The organism is Psychrobacter sp. 1Y11 (assembly GCF_052259045.1).
Lineage (GTDB): Bacteria > Pseudomonadota > Gammaproteobacteria > Pseudomonadales > Moraxellaceae > Psychrobacter.
On the sequence record NZ_JBQQER010000003.1, the window covers coordinates 277,178 to 296,170 of the forward strand.

General features: G+C 45.5%; 12 protein-coding genes. 5 read left to right on the top strand and 7 right to left on the bottom strand.

Going from position 1 to position 18,993, the window contains the following annotated elements; all coding sequences use genetic code 11:
• Positions 1 to 199 precede the first annotated feature (199 nt).
• Positions 200 to 2,503 (top strand): DNA topoisomerase IV subunit A, encoded by a 2,304-nt coding sequence (gene parC, locus ACTXGJ_RS04325; RefSeq protein ID WP_443565229.1) that lies wholly within the window; start codon positions 200 to 202, stop codon positions 2,501 to 2,503.
• Complete coding sequence (locus tag ACTXGJ_RS04330) at positions 2,503 to 3,510, top strand: NYN domain-containing protein (RefSeq protein ID WP_439241873.1); 1,008 nt, start codon at positions 2,503 to 2,505, stop codon at positions 3,508 to 3,510. The genes parC and ACTXGJ_RS04330 overlap by 1 nt, the downstream gene beginning before the upstream one ends.
• Before the next feature lie 116 nt (positions 3,511 to 3,626).
• On the opposite strand, the gene ACTXGJ_RS04335 is transcribed toward ACTXGJ_RS04330, so the two are convergent.
• Positions 3,627 to 4,250, bottom strand: a complete 624-nt coding sequence (locus ACTXGJ_RS04335) for a hemerythrin domain-containing protein (RefSeq protein WP_439241875.1) — start codon at positions 4,248 to 4,250, stop codon at positions 3,627 to 3,629.
• A gap of 196 nt (positions 4,251 to 4,446) precedes the next feature.
• On the opposite strand from ACTXGJ_RS04335, the gene ACTXGJ_RS04340 reads away from it, so the two are divergent.
• Both ACTXGJ_RS04340 and ACTXGJ_RS04345 read left to right on the top strand, forming a co-directional pair.
• Positions 4,447 to 5,958 carry a cryptochrome/photolyase family protein gene (locus ACTXGJ_RS04340; protein WP_443565230.1) on the top strand — a complete coding sequence of 504 codons (1,512 nt, stop codon included), beginning with the start codon at positions 4,447 to 4,449 and terminating at the stop codon, positions 5,956 to 5,958.
• A 33-nt stretch (positions 5,959 to 5,991) separates the two neighbouring features.
• Complete coding sequence (locus ACTXGJ_RS04345; RefSeq protein WP_443565231.1) at positions 5,992 to 6,822, top strand: Cof-type HAD-IIB family hydrolase; 831 nt, start codon at positions 5,992 to 5,994, stop codon at positions 6,820 to 6,822.
• A 244-nt stretch (positions 6,823 to 7,066) separates the two neighbouring features.
• On the opposite strand, the gene ACTXGJ_RS04350 is transcribed toward ACTXGJ_RS04345, so the two are convergent.
• Positions 7,067 to 7,330: a hypothetical protein gene (locus tag ACTXGJ_RS04350; protein ID WP_439241881.1), complete on the bottom strand. Its 264-nt coding sequence runs from the start codon at positions 7,328 to 7,330 to the stop codon at positions 7,067 to 7,069.
• Between the two features lie 52 nt (positions 7,331 to 7,382).
• Complete coding sequence (locus ACTXGJ_RS04355) at positions 7,383 to 8,177, bottom strand: 3-oxoacyl-ACP reductase (protein WP_439257390.1); 795 nt, start codon at positions 8,175 to 8,177, stop codon at positions 7,383 to 7,385.
• Between the two features lie 238 nt (positions 8,178 to 8,415).
• Between ACTXGJ_RS04355 and ACTXGJ_RS04360 the strand changes: the two genes are divergently transcribed.
• The gene (locus tag ACTXGJ_RS04360) at positions 8,416 to 9,549 is read left to right on the top strand and encodes an ABC transporter substrate-binding protein (RefSeq protein WP_439241885.1); all 1,134 of its coding nucleotides are present in this window, start codon (positions 8,416 to 8,418) and stop codon (positions 9,547 to 9,549) included.
• An 89-nt stretch (positions 9,550 to 9,638) separates the two neighbouring features.
• Here ACTXGJ_RS04360 and ACTXGJ_RS04365 read toward each other — a convergent pair whose 3' ends face one another.
• The 4 genes from ACTXGJ_RS04365 to ACTXGJ_RS04380 all read right to left on the bottom strand — a co-directional run bounded on the left by ACTXGJ_RS04365 (position 9,639) and on the right by ACTXGJ_RS04380 (position 18,874).
• Positions 9,639 to 10,883: an FUSC family protein gene (locus ACTXGJ_RS04365; protein ID WP_439241887.1), complete on the bottom strand. Its 1,245-nt coding sequence runs from the start codon at positions 10,881 to 10,883 to the stop codon at positions 9,639 to 9,641.
• Positions 10,884 to 11,063: 180 nt separating this feature from the next.
• Positions 11,064 to 12,485: a glutamate synthase subunit beta gene (locus ACTXGJ_RS04370; protein ID WP_439241889.1), complete on the bottom strand. Its 1,422-nt coding sequence runs from the start codon at positions 12,483 to 12,485 to the stop codon at positions 11,064 to 11,066.
• A 139-nt stretch (positions 12,486 to 12,624) separates the two neighbouring features.
• Positions 12,625 to 17,088, bottom strand: a complete 4,464-nt coding sequence (gene gltB / locus ACTXGJ_RS04375) for a glutamate synthase large subunit (protein WP_439241891.1) — start codon at positions 17,086 to 17,088, stop codon at positions 12,625 to 12,627.
• 688 nt (positions 17,089 to 17,776) lie between these two features.
• Entirely contained in the window at positions 17,777 to 18,874 is a 1,098-nt protein-coding gene (locus ACTXGJ_RS04380; RefSeq protein ID WP_443565232.1) for a hypothetical protein, read from the bottom strand.
• Positions 18,875 to 18,993 lie beyond the last annotated feature (119 nt).

Consider the following 18,993-nt stretch of genomic DNA (forward strand, 5'->3'; position numbering starts at 1 on the left):
TCGTCTATTGTGCTATAGGTCTTTTTAAATAGCATAAATTGCTTTACGATAGCACTAACGAATTTTTATACCTTATTCCTTTTATCTTTATAATATAGCTATTTTTATAATCAATAACTGCATTGTATGACGCCAATTTTAATCGTCATTTTAAAACATCATTCCAAAATAATCCCTTTGCAAAAGCGAACCTCAAGTTATGTCTGATATTATCGATAACGATCCTGCCCTCTTAGCAACTGAGGCGATGGATAGTCGTTCTGTGGCGGAATTCACCGAACAAGCCTATCTCAACTATGCCATGTACGTCATCATGGATCGCGCGCTACCCAATATCGCCGATGGTCTCAAACCCGTACAGCGCCGTATCGTCTACGCGATGAGCGAGCTGGGTCTAAAAGCGAGCGCCAAACCAAAAAAGTCAGCGCGTACCGTCGGTGATGTACTTGGTAAATACCATCCACACGGCGACAGCGCCTGTTATGAAGCCATGGTGCTGATGGCGCAGCCGTTTAGCTATCGCTATCCGCTGATCACCGGTCAAGGCAACTGGGGTAGCCCTGACGATCCCAAATCCTTTGCCGCGATGCGTTATACCGAAGCCAAAATGTCCGCTTATGCCAATACTTTGCTTGCCGAGCTGGGACAAGGCACAGTCGATTGGCAAGATAACTTCGATGGCTCTATGCAAGAGCCCATGACTCTGCCCGCGCGTCTGCCCAATATCTTACTCAATGGCACCACAGGTATCGCGGTAGGCATGGCAACGGATATCCCGCCGCACAACCTTAATGAGGTGGTGCGCGCTGCAATTCGCCTGCTAAAAAATCCTGAGCTCTCGGTTAAACAGTTGACACAATCGATACCGGCACCAGACTTGCCAACTCCTGCTGAGATCATCACCAGTAAAAAAGATCTGCAAGCTATGTATGAGAGCGGACGCGGTAGCTATAAAATGCGCGCCACTTTCCATATCGACCCCAAAGAAAAGAACCTCGTCATCATCGACGCTCTACCCTATCAAGTCTCCGGTAATAAAATTCAAGAGCAAATCGCTAAGCTCATGACGGATAAAAAACTGCCTTGGGTGGTCGATATCCATGATGAGTCTGATCATGAAAACCCTTGCCGTATCGTCTTAGAGCTCAAATCAACGCGGGTTGATGTTGAGCGCGTGATGAGTCATCTGTTTGCCAGCACCGATCTTGAGAGCAATTACCGCGTCAATATGAATATGATTGGCCTTAACGGTAAGCCGCAAGTCAAAAACTTGAAAGAAATCTTGGAAGAATGGCTGGTCTGCCGGCGTTCGGTGGTTACCCGCCGCGTTCAGTTCCGCCTCGATAAAATCGATAAGCGCTTGCATATTTTGGCAGGATTATTGATAGCGTATCTGCATATCGATGAAGTGATTCGTATCATCCGTGAAGAGGACGATCCCAAAGCCACTTTGATGCAAGATTATGATCTCACTGACATTCAAGCCAATGCTATCTTGGACATACGTCTGCGTCAATTGGCTAAACTTGAGGAGATCGAACTGCGTAGCGAGCAAGACGAGCTCGCTGCTGAGCGTGCCAAACTACAAGAATATCTCGATAATCCAGAGAGCCTAACAGCACTTATTATCGATGAGCTAACGGCGGATATGAAAGAGCACGGCAACGAGCGTATGTCGCCACTGGTCGAGCGCGATGAAGCGCAAGCGCTCAAAGAGTCAGACCTTATACCTAGCGAGCCGATTACCGCTATCTTATCTAAAGCGGGCTGGATACGCGCCGCTAAAGGTCACGAAGTCGATGCCCAAGGTATGAGCTATCGCTCTGGTGATAGCTATCAAGCTTATGTACGCGGTAAGTCTAACGAAAAAATCTACGTGCTCGATAGTACCGGACGTAGCTATAGTATCGATGCGCACAATCTCGCCTCCGCGCGTGGTCAAGGCGATCCGCTGACTAGTGTCCTTAAACCACCTGCAGGCGCAAGCTTTGAGCAGCTATTAACCGGCGCGGACGACCAACGTATCATTCTTGCCAGTTCCGCAGGTTATGGCTTTATCAATACTATCGGTAATCTTGATAGTAACCAAAAAGCAGGTAAGAAAATCATCACTCTAGCGACGGATAGCAAGTTGTTGCCTGTCGTTCGTATCGATACAGCAATAGAGAATAGCGCTAACACTGAAGACGGTGATAGTACCAATAAAGCTGCCCCTGATAATGTCGCTGTGGTGACGAATGCAGGTTACTTGCTGATATTTGCGCTTGATGATTTACCGGAACAAGCGCGCGGCAAAGGTAATAAGATGATTACGCTTAAAGGCGATGAAGAGGTATTGGCTGTCACGCCATTAAGCTTACAGGACAGCTTAATTATCACCGCTGGCAAACGTCATGTGACCTTAAAGCCGATGGATTTGGCAAATTATAAAGGCAGTCGTGGTAATCGCGGTGGTCAGTTGCCGAGGGGCTTTCAGAATGTGACTGGGGTTGAGGTTGGTTGATGAAAAAATTTGCCGTATTAATCGATGCTGATAACTCATCACATCGCAGTATAGAGCCTATCTTAGAAGAGATTGCAAAATATGGCATTGCTAGTGTCAAACGTATCTATGGTGATTGGAGTGTAGAAGCACTTCAATCGTGGCGAGATAAGTTATTGCCAAACGCTATCACACCTGTGCAACAGTTTGCTTATGTTGCTCAAAAAGATGCTACCGATATGAAATTAGTTATTGATGCTATGGATATACTGTATGCAGGAGATGTCGATGGTTTCTGTATAGTTTCAAGTGATAGTGATTTCACTCCACTTGCCTCTCGCATTCGTGAAAGCGGCTTGCTTGTCTATGGGTTTGGGAAAAAAAGTACTGTTAAATCATTCGTGAATGCTTGTGATAAATTTATTTATGTTGAAAATTTACTAACTGACTCTGAAAATAAAATATCAATAGCAAGCGAAACAGCTTCTCAGGTTAGCTCAGATAAAATCAGAAGTGAGAGCAAATTAGCAGGTGTGCAATCAAGCTCAACTGACAGTAAAAACTCTGATATTGATATCCCTACTCTTAATTTAATTTATAAAGCTATTAAAGACAATTCAGATGATGAAGGTTGGGCGAGTTTAGCGATAATAGGCAATTATATTAATAACGTTAGACCAGACTTTGACACCCGAACGTATGGACGAGCCAAGCTGTCAGGACTATTAAAAAAACTAGTTAAGTTTGAATGCAAAATCGAAGACAGCCATATGTTTGTCAGAAAATTCAACTTTCCCCTCTTTATTGATATAGTTGATAAAACGGTTATCCAAATATCTAAAGAAAACAATAACACCGAAAACTGGGTTGTCTTATCTAACTTAGTTGATAAGTTGAAGTCTCAAGTTCCAAACCATACGATATTGCAGCATCTTTCAGAGCATGAAATTGAACAAAAAATATTAGCCATCGATTCAAAATATGTTAATTTTAACAACGACAGAAGCCTTATTCAATTTGTGTCTTAAAATATGGATTTTGGTTTAAAAAACTAAATTACCGTAGAATACGTTTCACGCACCGATTGAGTTAGTAGCATCTTGAAAAGATACGTAGAACACACTTTAAAAGTGATAAATCACCCCTAACTCTGCCTCAGCCCCAATATAGGAATGACTAAATCCTCTTCATCGGTCAGATGCTGCTGCAGTAAATCGGTCACTTTGACTAGCGTGTCGTGCAATTCCTTAGCCAGCGCCTTATCCTCTACCTCACTTCTTGCCAGCGCATCGTTTTGAATTTGCAATTCATCAAGCAGCGCGTTGAGATAGTCGTGATCCTTACCCAGTATCTCAAAGGCAGGCGCAAGCTTGGGGTACATACTGACAAACTCAGGGAAGAATCCTTCGTCCTCTACCCCATGATGCTGATGCAACTTTAGGATATGCATATTGATGCGTTTAAGGATTTGCGAGCGATACTCTGCCCAATCAAACTCGCCGTTTTGATAGGCGTCACTGATTTGCATCAATATACGTTGGCGTTTGCGTATATTGGTATGCACTTTTAGCCAGCCTGAGGTCTTGTAGGCGTAATCCGCGCCAAACCATTGATCAGGCGGCAACTTGTTATACAGAAACAACCAATCCGCCTCAAGGCGACTATCAGGGTGACGTGGCGTGATGCTAAATAAATCATCGTCGCGCTCTCGCTGGCTTGTGTCGTTGGTCGCTGTGGTCATTGGCTCGCTCTCATTTTTGTTATTCATACTCGGTTTAGTGCTTACGTATATGGTGGTTTTGCCATGTGATTTATAGAGCGTCTAAAACAAAAGTCTTTTCGGTTATGGGCAACAATAAAATCTTACGTAGCGTTTTAGCACTTAATCAGTAACACAACCCTACCTTACAACACGGCAATAGCTCATTTATAATGAGTTGTCATAGTTAATATAAGCTTAACTTATGAGTAAAAAAGTCAGCTTAATCTTCCCGCATCAGCTGTTTGCCAACGTGAGCCTTTGGCAGGACGTGTGCTACCTAATTGAAGAGGATTTATACTTTACTCAGTATCCCTTTCATAAGCAAAAGCTAGTACTGCACCGCGCGAGTATGAAAGCTTATGAGCAAACTCTAAAGGACGCGGGCAAAACCGTACACTACATCGAATCAAGCCATGAGTATAGCGACTGCCGCAAGCTGGTTGCGAGCTTTGTCAGCAGCAAAAACGATGCTGCTATTGCAAAAATTTATTGTATTGATCTGGTTGATGACTGGCTGAGTATGTACGTCCAGCAGGCCGTACTAGACGCTGATATTGACTTTGATTGTTCACCAACGCCGATGTTTTTGAATCCTTTGCCTGTCTATTGCGAGTTTTTTCGCGACAACCGCCTGTTCCATCATGACTTCTATATAGAGCAGCGCAAGCGTGAAAAGATACTCGTTAATGAAGACGATGAGCCTATCGGCGGACAGTGGTCGTTTGATGAGGACAACCGTAAAAAATACCCACGTAAACAGACGCCGCCTGCGATCAAGTTTCCTAAGTTAACTGAGCGGTACGAGGAAGCGATAAGCTACGTTGAGGACAATTTTGGCAGCCATTATGGCGAGGCGAATCCTGATTTTCGCTATCCGACCACTCATGACGAGGCGGAAGTGTGGCTTGAGGACTTTTTAGCGACACGCTTTAAAGACTTTGGTAAATATGAAGACGCTATCGTCGCAAGCGAGCATGTCTTGCATCATAGTATATTGACGCCCATGCTTAATACGGGTCTGCTCACCCCTGAGCAAGTAGTGACGCGTACGCTTGAGGTTAGCGAGGAATACGATATTCCGATTAACTCGTTAGAGGGCTTTATCCGCCAGATTATTGGCTGGCGCGAGTTTATGTACGGACTCTACGAGTATATCGGTCGCAAACAGCGCAGCAGTAACTTTTGGGGCTTTACGCGCAAAATACCGCCAAGTTTTTATACCGGTGATACTGGCATTGAGCCGATCGATACGACGATTAAAAAAGTGCTGAAAACAGGATATGCGCATCACATCGAGCGCCTCATGATCTTTGGCAACTTTATGCTGCTCTGTGAGTTTGACCCTGATGAGGTCTACCAGTGGTTTATGGAGCTATTTATCGACGCCTATGATTGGGTGATGGTGCCCAACATCTATGGCATGAGTCAGTTCGCCGATGGTGGCCTAATGGCGACGAAACCCTATATCAGTGGTAGTAACTATATTAATAAAATGAGTGATTATCAGACCAAGTCCAAAGGCGAGCTACTCGAATGGGCGGCTATTTGGGACGGACTGTTTTGGCGCTTTATGCATGTACATCGCGACTTTTTTGCAAAGAACCCGCGTATCGGTATGCTGCTGTCGATGTGGGATAAGATGGATAAATCTCAGCAAAAAGAGCACCTAAAAAATGCCAATGAGTTTTTAGCGCAGTTAGATAAAGAAGCTTAAAAGAATGCAAATTTAAGTAAGACAAGGATAGCTATGTTTACCGAATTCAAAGCCAGCGGTGCGCGAGCGGCGAGTAAAATCCCGACACCCAAGATCATCTTTTTTGATATCGATGACACGCTCAGCCGTAAAGGCATTATAGCTAAGCATAATCAAGCGACGCTTGAAGCGCTAGCTCAGTCTGATGTCAAACTCGTCATCTCGACAGGGCGCTCAAAAGCGATACTGCCGCCTGATATTTTGGTGCTACTAGAGGCCAACGTACTCGATTCGATCATCTGTATGAATGGTCAATATAGTTTTGATAATCATAATAGAATCAGTCACTATCCCTTGTCGAATAAACAAACAACCAAAATTGTAGAGCTATGCCAAGCCAGCGATTTGATACACAAGTTTGATTCAGCGACCCATATCGCCTGGTCAGGTGAAAATGAGCGCTTGCGTGAGTTTAATGCGCGTACGCCAAACTCTATCGTCGATCCCTTTTATCACCAGACTAGTGAAGTCTATCAGTGCTCAGTATTTTTTAATAATCAGCAAGAGAAGATGCAAGAGGTGGACTTTGCCAAGTACGATCTCAAGCTTGTGCATTGGCACAATACGGGTGCAGATATCTTACCGATTGAAGCCTCAAAAGCGCGCGGTATTTTGGATGTCTGTCAGCATTACGGCGTTGATGCTAGTGACTGTATGGCGTTTGGTGACGGTTTTAATGATTTAGAGATGTTTGATCTGGTTGGCTTCGCGGTGGCGATGGGCGATGCGCAGCCTGCCTTAATAGCACGCGCTGACTTTGTCACGGGCACTATTGAGGAGCGCGGCATTCAAGCGGTGCTTGAGCGTTTGGATTTGGCGTCTTAAAGAAGCCGAGAGCTGTGCGTGAGGACGGAAATAGCAAAGCACTGCTTTGCCCGTCTGCAAAGGGAAAGCTATGCTCTGCTTTTGCGCGAGGGACAAGCGCCGAGCTAAACCATTAAAGAAAGATGGCCTATAACCTGCATATTTCTATCTGTTAAAGAAGGCGATGTTGAGGCCATTTTTAATATTTTTTGTCTTTTTATATGCGGTTAATCAAGCATACACACTCACGCCACGCTCTGAACAACTACCCTTTCGCTGACATTATCTTATAAAGCCAACTGCCCAATTTATAACAAACGCCAATGACAACCACAAAAACCACAATTGCTAAAATATAAGCTAAAAAGTCAGGCACGCCCGTCATCCATCCAATCGTGAAGACCGTCCCTAAGTAAGCTTCCATTGGCCAATTAATAATAGACGCAGAAGTACTAGCGTTTAGTAAGACAATTAAAGCGACTAGCCCGATTAGAGCGGTTATGATTCCTGCGCGTTTTTGGTTGTTCATATCATCTCTCTTATCTTAATATTCTTCTTATTATATTTATCACCCTCAAGCTCTAGGGCATGGTCAAACCGCCATCAACGGCGATGGACTGACCGGTTATAGCGGCGCTCAAATCTGAAGCCATTAGCAATACTGAGTTGGCAAAGTCGGCAACCGAGGTCGCCTGACGCAGCGGCGTAGTGGTGGCGATATAATCAAACACCTCCTCAGTCGTTAACCTACTGGCGTCAGTGGTTTTTAGTAGCCCGCCTGCTAATAAATTAACGCGAATACCGTGCGGTCCAAGCTCGCTGGCTAGGTTGCGAGTGAGCCCTACTAGCGCAGATTTGGCGGTAGTGTAATCATAGTAAGTCACTACAGGGTTGTAGATTAGGTTGGTTGAGATATTGATAATCTTACCCATTTGCTGCGCTTTCATCTGTGGTAACACCGCTTGTACAGTGTTGACCGCACCTTTGACGATGCCGTCAATCTGCTGAGAGAAATGCGACCACTCGACGGTCTCGATACTGGTATTGTCAGCGCTAGGGTCAAATTGATAATGAGGCAAGGCATTATTGACTAATACATCAAGGCGGCCAAAATGTTTAATCACTGCTTGCGCCATCGCTTGCACTTCTTCTAGCTCAGTGACATCCGCTTGATAAGCAAAAGCTTGGCCACCAGCGGCTTTGATATCGGTAACGACTTGCTCGGCCGCCTTTTCATTGTTTAGATAATTGACACAGACATGAGCGCCAGCAGCAGCCATTTGCTGAGCGATTTGAGCTCCAAGGCCCCGGCTACTACCGGTGACGAGGACTACTTTATCAATAAGAAGTTTGGGTATAGCCATCTGAGTCATCATTTTATCCTTTGTTATATTATGATAGTTAATATTGGACGTTTTATCGGTGCTGACATAAATTTTAGCAATCATAGCATACCTAGCATTATTTACAGCGCGCATTAACCTAGCTACCCTTAGTTTATTATTCTCTATTAGAGCGAGCTGATTTTGACAATGGCCTTTAAATCAGGCTAAATCATAACCATAAAGATATAAATAGGCATTACTGACTTATATTTATTTTAGGAGAGATATTTTGAGCCCATCATTACACGGATTTTCTGCAAATCCTGCCACTCGCTCGGTTGTAACAATTATGCCAAAACTATTGCTTAGCATAGCCGTAGGCTTAGCACTAGCAAGCTGTAGCAACTCTGATAATTCAGCAGTCGAAGGCGCGGCTGATAGCGAAGTCACCCTGAACTTGTATAACTGGTCAGAGTACATGCCGCAAGAGATCCTTGATGGCTTTGAGAAGGAGACCGGCATTTCGGTCAATTACACCACTTTTGACTCTAACGAAGCGATGTATGCCAAGCTTAAATTACTCGATGATTCAAGCCAGTATGATCTTGCCGTGCCTTCTACTTATTATGTCGAAAAAATGGCAAACGAAGGGCTATTGCAAGAGATTGATCAATCAAAGCTGAGCAACTTTAGCAATTTGGATACCTCCTTTACTAATACTAAAGTCGATCCCGATAATAAATACTCTATCCCTTATATGTGGGGCAGCACGGGCCTTGCGATTAACGGTGACGCGGTTGATCCGGCGACGGTCAATAGCTGGGATGACTTGTGGCGTCCTGAGTACAAGAATCAGGTGATGCTGATGAATGACATGCGCGAAGTATTCGGTATGGCGCTGTTGACTCTAGGCTATTCTGGCAATAGTAAAAATCCTGACGAGATTAAGGCGGCTTATGATAAGCTCACCACTATCATGCCCAATGTCAAAACCTTTAATTCAGACGCCACCCGTATCCCTTATATCGAAGGCGAGACCAATCTAGGGATGACTTGGAACGGTGAAGCGGTGATGGCGAATGACGAAGGTCTAACGAGCTTAGTTTATAAATATCCAACTGAGGGCGCGATACTGTGGATGGATAACTTTGTCATTCCAAAAAATGCTAAAAACGTCGACGCTGCGCATCAATTTATCGATTATCTCTTGCAGCCTGAAAATGCCAAAATCGTTAGCGAAGAGATTGGTTATGCTTCGCCTAACTTAGCAGCGCGTGAGTTGATGGACGAGAGCGTGCGTAATAACCCAACGATTTATCCGTCTAAAGAAGTACTTGCTAAAGCCGAATTCCAAGAAGATGTCGGTGATGAAGCACTGCAAGTGTATCAGCAGTATTGGGATATGCTAAAGACAAGTCGTTAAATAAAAAAGTTGATCATAAATAATAAAAACGCTAACTTTAATCGTTAGCGTTTTTTTATTCTTTGAGCTTAGTGTCTGTTGTACATTGCTTATAAGTGCAAGTCCGTCTCATGACCTTGCTCTCTCATTCTATGCTGTTCGCGGCGTTGATATCTCAGACCAGAGGCTGAATACCACTGCGAATTAGTGGTTTGTAATAGATCACTAAGCCGCTGCAACTGCGCTTGCAAGGTTTGCGTTAACCAAAAATAGCCTTGCCATTCAAAGGCGAGATGCTGCACGCTTGGATATTCAATCACTTTGATGCGAGTAATCGGGCGAAACACCTCATCGCTTGGACTGCGTAGTACGGCCGCCATATGCTGCATCGCGTGGGTCAACTCGTGCTGATAATGCATCAGCAGGATGTGATTGTCCTCGTCGATCTCGATATTGGCTAAGCGGGGCGCCGCACTTAACAACAAATCAATAGTACCAATGATATTGCGATGTGAGCGCTGGATGGTCTCAAGGGTTTCTTTGTCAATACCAGACTCGCTAGCGGTTGCTGCCATATGGGGCCGCACGGCTAGCAGGCGCTTATTAATCTTTTGTAGCTCTTTAATCAGCGCCTTGTTGACAGGGACATCAGGGATAGCGCTCCTAGCCGGATAAGTCGGATGAATAAGATCAGGTAAGCTTGTCACCTCAGCATACTGAAAAGGTCTATCGGTTAGGCTCTCGGCATCGATATGATCACCGACCCCAGCATAGAGATTACTACAAGACTCTAAATTATTAGCCAATAAAAACCGCCACATCAGCGTCGATTTCAGTGGCAAAATCAGCGTGGCGGCTACTGCAACGCCTGCGCCAATTAAGATATTAAAAGCGCGATATAAGCCGTCTTGGCCGATATTACTCTGATCAGGGCTTGAGACAATCATCAACATGGTAATACCGGTAAGCAGTCCGATGTAGCCTAGCTGCTTGACCGCGACGTAGCCTATAATCCCGCTAATTACCCCTATCGATAGGTAGTAAAGCCATATCCACTCACCGATGTCTTTGCTCAGCCAAATAAACCCTAAACCTACTACCACCCCAAGTATGGTTCCTAAGATACGCTCTTTGGCCTTGGTATAGATTGCGCCTTGATATTGCAGCAAACCCAAAATCACAAACACGGTGATAGTCGTCCACTCACCATGGGGTAAGTTGGTCAGATTATTGAGCAGCAAAGCGGTCAATACCGCCACACCTAAGCGCATGGCATGCAAAACATCGGCATGCAAGTACCGTGCATAAGGCTCAACGAATGGCGCACTAATACGCTGCCAAAGGGACGATTTCACTGAACAACACTCTTATTAATATAATAAAAAACGCCTGTTATCCATTACTGGACAAAAGGCGTTATGGATATAAACATGCTAGCATAGAATATAAAAATTAAAACTTGTGCGCGTTTAAAAGACGTTATTTATATTATCAATAGCGTTTAAAAAACTTATTTTATATCTGATCTTTACTTTTTAAACGTCTAAATAATCTAAAATACCTTCAGCGGCTTCTCGGCCTTCCCATATCGCGGTAACGACTAAGTCAGAGCCACGCACCATATCGCCACCGGCAAATATTTTGGGGTTGTTAGTCTGAAACTTATAGGTCTGATCCTCGACAGCCACCACGCGACCTGAAGCATCCATCGCGACTTGCTGGCTATCGAACCAATCGGCAGGACTCGGACGAAAACCAAAGGCCATAATCACTGCATCGCACTCGATGATCTCTTCTGAATTAGCAATCGGCTCAGGGCGCTGGCGACCACGATTGTCCGGCGCGCCCAACTGCGTAGTCACTACTTTAACCCCATTGACCTTACCATTGAGACCAATGATCTCAGTCGGCTGACGATTGAATAAGAACTCAACCCCTTCTTCACGCGCATTGACCACTTCACGGCGCGAACCTGGCATATTTTCTTCATCACGGCGATAAGCGCAGACCACGCGCTCCGCACCTTGGCGAATACTCGTACGGTTACAGTCCATCGCCGTATCGCCGCCACCCAGCACCACCACTTTTTTACCTTTCAGATCGATGTATTCGGTCGGGTCTTTTTCCCAATCATTGCAGCGATTAACATTGGCAATTAAAAAATCAAGCGCATCATAGACGCCTTCAAGTTCTTCGCCAGCAAAGCCGCCACGCATATAAGTATAAGTGCCCATCCCCATAAACACCGCATCATAATCGTCCATCAGCTCATCGATAGTGACATCAGTGCCGATTTCAGTATTAAGACGAAACTCAATGCCCATATCTTCAAAGATGGTGCGGCGATTGCGCATGACGTCTTTTTCCATTTTGAATTCAGGAATACCAAAGGTAAGTAGTCCGCCGATCTCAGGACGCTTATCAAAGACAATAGGCTTGACGCCATTTCTGACTAAGATATCAGCGCAGCCTAACCCCGCTGGCCCTGCGCCGATAATCGCGACTTTTTTATCCGTCCAGACGACATTAGACATATCAGGACGCCAGCCTAAGGCAAAAGCGGTATCGTTAATATACTTTTCGACATTGCCGATAGTCACCGCGCCAAAGCCGTCGTTCAAGGTACAAGCGCCTTCACAAAGACGATCCTGCGGACAGACGCGGCCGCAAACCTCAGGCAAAGTGTTAGTGCGATGGCATAATTCAGCCGCTTGAAAAATCTGTCCTTCGGTTGCCAGCTTTAGCCAATTGGGAATGTAGTTATGTACCGGGCATTTCCATTCGCAATAAGGATTACCACATTCAAGACAACGATGCGCTTGGTTGGCTACCAACTCAGTATCTTGGGGCGTGTAAATCTCTACAAACTCAGTCGCGCGAGTGACGATGTCTTTTTTTAGCGGTTCAAGTCTGGGAACATCCAAAAACTGAAAGCTATTTTCTAAACGTTTTGCCATAATCATAATCTCTTTGATAGTGGGTAGTGATGAACGATAAAGACCAGCTTCTCAATACAGAATCGTGTCTTTATGAGCTCGCAGCATCACTGACCTGCTTAAAGCATTTGCGCATATAAAGCGCAGCGGTTCTGATACGCTACTGCGGATCTGCCATCGTGGTATTGAGTAAATTGGCAATACTAGCTGCTTTTGGCTTAACCAAATAAAACTTGCGCACGTAATAATCAAAATCTGCCAAAATCGTCTGACCCCAAGCGCTGCCGGTCTTAGCCACATGGTTTTCAATCACTTGATGCAAATAAATACGATGCGCTTCGGTCTGCTCGCTAGAGATACGGTTTAGATCGATCAACTCGTGATTACAGCGATCAAAGAAGTCGCCTTCCATATCGAGTATGTAAGCGAAACCACCGGTCATACCAGCACCAAAATTCAGGCCCGTTTTTCCAAGTACAGTGATGATACCACCGGTCATATATTCGCAGCAGTGATCGCCTGTACCTTCTACAACCGCATGAACGCCTGAGTTACGTACGCCAAAGCGCTCGCCTGCCGTACCTGCTACGTATAACTTACCGCCCGTCGCGCCATATAGACAAGTATTACCAATGATAGCAGTATCTTTAGCGGCAAAGTTAGAGTCTTTTGGCGGGTAGATAACAATCTCGCCACCTGCCATACCTTTACCGACATAATCGTTGGCATCACCCTCAAGCTCGATATGCAGGCCGCCGGCGTTCCATACGCCCAAACTCTGACCTGCAGTACCGGTGAGATGCAGCTTGATAGGCATATCACTCATACCAAGGTTACCCCAATGCTGCGCAATCTCACCAGATATCCGCGCGCCGATAGAGCGATCGCAGTTGCCGACGTAATAGCTGTAGTCACCGCCTAAGCCTTGGCGAATAGTGAGCATCATATCGCTGATCATTTGCTCAGCGAGTAAGCCTTTGTCAAACGGCTCATTGCGCTCAACTTGGCAAGTTTGCGGTTTGCCACTGCTTGCAGGATGGCTAAACAGCAGTGGCGTCAGATCCAAATGGCGCTGCTTATCAGTATTACCTTCTAGTATCTCAAGCAGATCCGTACGTCCGACCAGCTCCTCCATACTGCGCACACCGAGCACCGCGAGCCATTCACGGGTTTCGGTGGCGACAAATTTAAAGAAGTTAATGAGCATCTCCGCCTCGCCAATATAATGCTCATCGCGCAGTTTAGCTTTTTGGGTGGCAACCCCTGTCGGGCAGTTATTTAAGTGACAGATACGCAGATATTTACAACCTACGGCAATCATCGGCGTGGTACCAAATCCGAAGCTCTCTGCACCTAAGATAGCGGCTTTTACCACATCAAGCCCTGTCTTGAGACCGCCATCGGTTTGGATACGTACTTTGTCGCGTAGACCGTTGACGCGTAGCGATTGATGAGTCTCAGCTAGACCTAGCTCCCATGGTGAGCCGGCATGATGAATAGAAGACAGCGGCGATGCCGCGGTGCCGCCATCATAGCCTGAGATGGTAATTAAATCAGCATAAGCTTTGGCAACGCCAGTAGCGATCGTACCGACCCCCGGACGCGAAACGAGCTTGACTGAAACTAGTGCATCAGGATTGACTTGTTTGAGATCGAAGATCAGCTGGGCTAAATCTTCGATAGAATAAATATCATGATGCGGTGGCGGTGAGATCAAGGTCACGCCAGGCACTGAATAGCGCAAACGCGCGATCAGCGCATTGACCTTACCGCCTGGCAGCTGACCGCCCTCACCCGGCTTAGCACCCTGAGCGACTTTGATTTGCATGACCTCCGCTGAGCGCAAATACGCAGGGGTTACGCCAAAACGACCCGAGGCAATTTGTTTGATTTTTGAGTTACGTAGCGTGCCGTAACGAACTGGATCTTCGCCGCCCTCGCCCGAGTTTGAGCGCCCACCAATCGTGTTCATCGCCATCGCTATCGACTCATGCGCCTCAGGCGATAAAGCGCCTAATGACATACCCGCAGAATCAAAGCGCGATAGGATATTTTTCATATCCTCGACTTCACTGACATCGATAGCGTTATCAGTCTTTAGCGCCAATAAGTCGCGTAATGTAGCAACAGGGCGGCTGTTCACTAAATCAGCATAATTGCGATAATTGTCATAGTCACCGGTGCGCACCGCGGTATGCAAGCTATTAATCACATCGGGATTAAAGGCATGATACTCTTTGTCAAAGACAAATTTGAGCAGGCCGCCTTGATCGAGTGGCGCGCGGCGTTTGAAAGCATTTGCGGCTAATTGTGCTTGGTCAGCGGCTAAATCTGCGAAAGTCGCGCCTTTGATTCGGCTTTGTACCCCTTTAAAGCAGAGATTAACCACTTCCTCAGACAGACCGACCGCTTCAAATAACTGCGCGCCGCGATATGACACTACTGTTGAGATACCCATTTTCGAGAGAATCTTCAATAAGCCTTTATCTAAGCCTTTACGGAAATTAACCCTTGCTTGAATAGGATCGCCTAATAGCTCGCCTGTTGCAACCAAGTCACCGATGACATCATAAGCCAAGTACGGATAAACGCAGGTCGCCCCAAAGCCGATCAACACCGCTACTTGGTGTGAATCGCGCGCCAGACCCGTCTCGATAATCAGATTGGCATCGGTACGAATGCCCTCAGCGATCAGATAATGATGCACTGCGCCCGTAACCATAATGGCATTGGCAGGGACTTTATCGGCATCAATGTTTTTATCTGATAACACAATCAGCGAATGACCACTACGAATGGCCGTAGCGACTTGCTGGCAAATAGTCAGAATCGCGTCATCTAGTGACTGATCACGTGGATAATTGAGATCAATACGTACCATTTTAAAAGCGTCATCATCCAAGGCTTCGATCTGCTGCATCTTGCTAGCAGATAGTACTGGCGAGGATAAGATGATCCGGTGCGCATCATTAGCTGAGGGCGCAAATATATTCGTCTGCGCGCCTAAACAAGTCTGTAGCGACATGACAATGGACTCACGTAGCGGATCAATTGGCGGGTTAGTCACCTGCGCGAACTGCTGACGGAAGAAATCTCCTACGTGGCGGATCTGCTGCGATAACACAGCCATCGGCGTATCATCGCCCATAGAGCCGACGGGCTCTTGACCGTTTTCGGCATTGGGGCGGATGATTTCAGTACGCTCTTCATTGGTGATGTGATACATTTTTTGTAGCGCTTTTAGACTATCACCGCGGTAAGCTTCGCTCGCTATTTGCTCCTCAATGCGCTCATCATCACGTATACGCGTGGCCTGTTCACGCAGCCACTTACGATACGGATGGGCTTTTTTGAGCAGGGTCGCTATAGTATTCGTATCCATGATTTGTCCGGTCATGGTATCGATCACTAGCATTTGTCCTGGACCAACGCGGCCTTTAGCAAGTACGTCTTTTGGTGCATAATCCCAAACGCCAATCTCGGAGGCAACGGTGATATAGCCGTTCTTGGTAGTGACCCAACGTGATGGACGCAGGCCATTACGATCAAGCATACACACCGCGTAACGACCATCTTGAATCACTAAACCTGCTGGTCCATCCCATGCCTCCATATGCTGTGAGTAAAACTCATAAAACGCGCGTAGATCCATGTCCATACTATCGACATTTTGCCAAGCAGGCGGTACTAATATTGACATCGAATGAAACAAGTTCATCCCGCCTGAGACAAGTACCTCAAGCATATTATCAAGGCTTGAAGAGTCCGAACCTGTGCTATTCACTAGCGGGGTCAGCTCGTTTAAGTTTGGCAATTTATCTGATTTAAGCTTAGGCGTACGCGCCTCAGACCAGTTGCGATTACCGGTAATGGTATTGAGCTCGCCATTATGGGCAAGGTAGCGAAACGGCTGCGCTAAAGGCCAACGCGGTAAGGTATTAGTCGAGAAACGCTGATGAAAGACCACAATGTGTGAGGCTAGCCGCTCATCTTGCAAATCTAAAAAGAAAGCAGGCAAATCAGACGGCATCACCAAACCTTTATAGATAATGGTCTGGCAATTCAGTGAGCAGACATAAAACAGCTCGTCATCGCTTAAGCGCTGCTCGGCTTTTTTACGCGCAACAAACAGCTTACGGTTGAAATCATCTGCGGCCAGATCGTCAGCAGCGTTGACGAATACTTGCTTAAAATCAGGCAAGGTCTCACGGCCAATGTCACCGACGATACTCAGATCTAAAGGCACTTCGCGCCAGCCTGCGACTTCTAACCCTTGAGCCATAATCTCTTCGTTTAACACTTGCTGGCTATAGGCCGCTTTGTCGCTATCTAAATGGGTAAACACCATACCCACTGCAAAATTCTCACTGATAGACAGCTTTTGCTCAGAGGCAATCGTTTGAAAAAACGCTTTTGGCGTCGCGAGCAATAATCCGCAACCATCGCCGGTTTTGCCATCTGCTGCCACACCGCCGCGATGGGTCATACAACTGAGACTATGAATAGCAGTCTTGACTAGATCGTGACTGGCTTGTCCCTCAATGTGAGCAATCAAACCAAAACCACAGTTATCGGAGAAATCATCTGGAGTCGCTAGATGGCTATGCGAGGAGATCATTGACATGGTTTATCCTTTTGGGTGAACGGGCGACTGGTATCCAATGCGAACACTAAACGCAGCACTGCAAATAAAAATATAATTAAAATAGAATTTATCAAACTTTGTGCTAATATATTTATTTAAGCGGATTAATAGAGCCCGCTATGAACGGTTTAAACCGCGAAAGATGCTCAAAATCGTTTAAGCAAGCTTTTATTAGGGCGTCAATTCAACGCTCATCTTCGTCGACGACTTATCCCTAAGTAGTAAGTTGAGTATTTATTGCAATAGCAAATAACGGTACGGTTAAAGCTGTGATTGAATTATGACAACCATTTGAGGTGGCAGCTACTAAGGCTTGTATAACCTTTACAATAAATAGCTCATAGTAACTGACATAGTAGCCATCTAAGCGGTAGCAATGTAATGGCGATTTTTAAACTTATTGTTTTGTAAACTTTTTATAACAAACCGTCAAAACCAATTATAAAGCTGATCATATTTGCAAAACAATCTCTTGTTTTCATTTGATAAGATACTGTGTAAGCAAACATTTGATTTATAAGATTAGTCACAAGTTTACGATAATCGTACAAATCGGCACAGGTACTAATCATAGATAATATTTAAGCAAAAATCTAGTTATTTATTTGACCTATCCCGCTTACATCTATAATTAATTTTTTGTATTCACAAGACATAGCTGTCTTATTTAATTGCTCCTCTCTTGAATGAGCTCTTTCATGCTGTCGCTATTATTTGCTGCGCCATTTGTGGTATTAGCAGAGTTAATCGCAGCATTATTGTTAGCTTTCGGTGGAGTACTCGTGTTATTACTAGCAGGCGGTTTAGGCGCCGTTACCGCTGGTGGTTTTTTGATTTCAGAGTCTGTTCTGCGAGTATTGTTTGATTTTTGGGTAGTATTTTCGCTATCAGAGTCGAATGAACGCTCTTCATTGACAGATAGAGTTGCTGAAGTGTCCTCAGACTGACGAATACTCTCTGCCTGACTATTTGCAGCTGAATCATTTTGGTCATTTGCCATGTTACGCTCTGCTCTCTCCCTGATAGTATCCGCAGAGATATTGTTATCCATAGTGGCGTCATTATTTTCGGTAGCTTTTGGTTGTTGACGTACGGGCACTTCACGTTGGGTACGCTTTAGCTTCACGGAACGCGCGCGTCTGGTGCTAAGATCTTTAATCGGTCCTGGCCGCTCATAATTATCAATGATACTGACGTAGCGATTAATCTCCTCTGGCAGCACTCGTACGTCAGCTGGCAGGCCGAAGTCTATAAGTTTAGCCGCGCCTACTGCTTCTTGCGGGCTGCTCATGATGCCGTAAGTCAGCATATAGCGTACCTGCTTATTTTCATCAAGATAACGGAAATAAGCAAACTTTTCACGATCTTCACGGCCTTCTAAATAGCTAACGATGACGTCGTTTTCGGCCACATTCATCACCTGTACCGTCCATTTACCTTTATTGGCTGATAGATAACGCTTGTCCTTGAATTCAGCAGGATAATTGCGTAAGTCGCGAACGGTTGCCTCAAAATCAATGGGCTGAACATCGGTATCAAGCTCGTGCAAAGACTCGATGGATAACGGCTGCTTGAGTTCATCGACGGTGACTTGCGGCGTTGAAAGCGGTGCATTCTCAATTTGAGCGCCGATAGCCGATGTCTGACTAAACATCCAAACCAATGCGGTCACTACTCCAAGTAACAAAGCCATCATCAGCCATATAAGCGCTTGGCGACGATAGGATCGGCTCGCAGAAGGTGTCGATGCATGCGATTCTGCCATGAAGAATTTCCTTGGTAATATAGGTTGTCAATATAAATGTCGGCATTAACCGTGAATAGGTGAACAAGGTAATAGATCAAAAATACTATAAAAAGTCATAGATATCAGTGATCTATGCT

Excerpts from the sequence above, each read along its gene's own strand:
- parC (WP_443565229.1), top strand. The coding sequence starts at position 200 with ATGTCTGATATTATCGATAACGATCCTGCCCTCTTAGCAACTGAGGCG.
- ACTXGJ_RS04330 (WP_439241873.1), top strand. The coding sequence starts at position 2,503 with ATGAAAAAATTTGCCGTATTAATCGATGCTGATAACTCATCACATCGC.
- ACTXGJ_RS04335 (WP_439241875.1), bottom strand. The coding sequence starts at position 4,250 with ATGAATAACAAAAATGAGAGCGAGCCAATGACCACAGCGACCAACGAC.
- ACTXGJ_RS04340 (WP_443565230.1), top strand. The coding sequence starts at position 4,447 with ATGAGTAAAAAAGTCAGCTTAATCTTCCCGCATCAGCTGTTTGCCAAC.
- ACTXGJ_RS04345 (WP_443565231.1), top strand. The coding sequence starts at position 5,992 with ATGTTTACCGAATTCAAAGCCAGCGGTGCGCGAGCGGCGAGTAAAATC.
- ACTXGJ_RS04350 (WP_439241881.1), bottom strand. The coding sequence starts at position 7,330 with ATGAACAACCAAAAACGCGCAGGAATCATAACCGCTCTAATCGGGCTA.
- ACTXGJ_RS04355 (WP_439257390.1), bottom strand. The coding sequence starts at position 8,177 with ATGATGACTCAGATGGCTATACCCAAACTTCTTATTGATAAAGTAGTC.
- ACTXGJ_RS04370 (WP_439241889.1), bottom strand. The coding sequence starts at position 12,485 with ATGGCAAAACGTTTAGAAAATAGCTTTCAGTTTTTGGATGTTCCCAGA.
- gltB (WP_439241891.1), bottom strand. The coding sequence starts at position 17,088 with ATGTCAATGATCTCCTCGCATAGCCATCTAGCGACTCCAGATGATTTC.
- ACTXGJ_RS04380 (WP_443565232.1), bottom strand. The coding sequence starts at position 18,874 with ATGGCAGAATCGCATGCATCGACACCTTCTGCGAGCCGATCCTATCGT.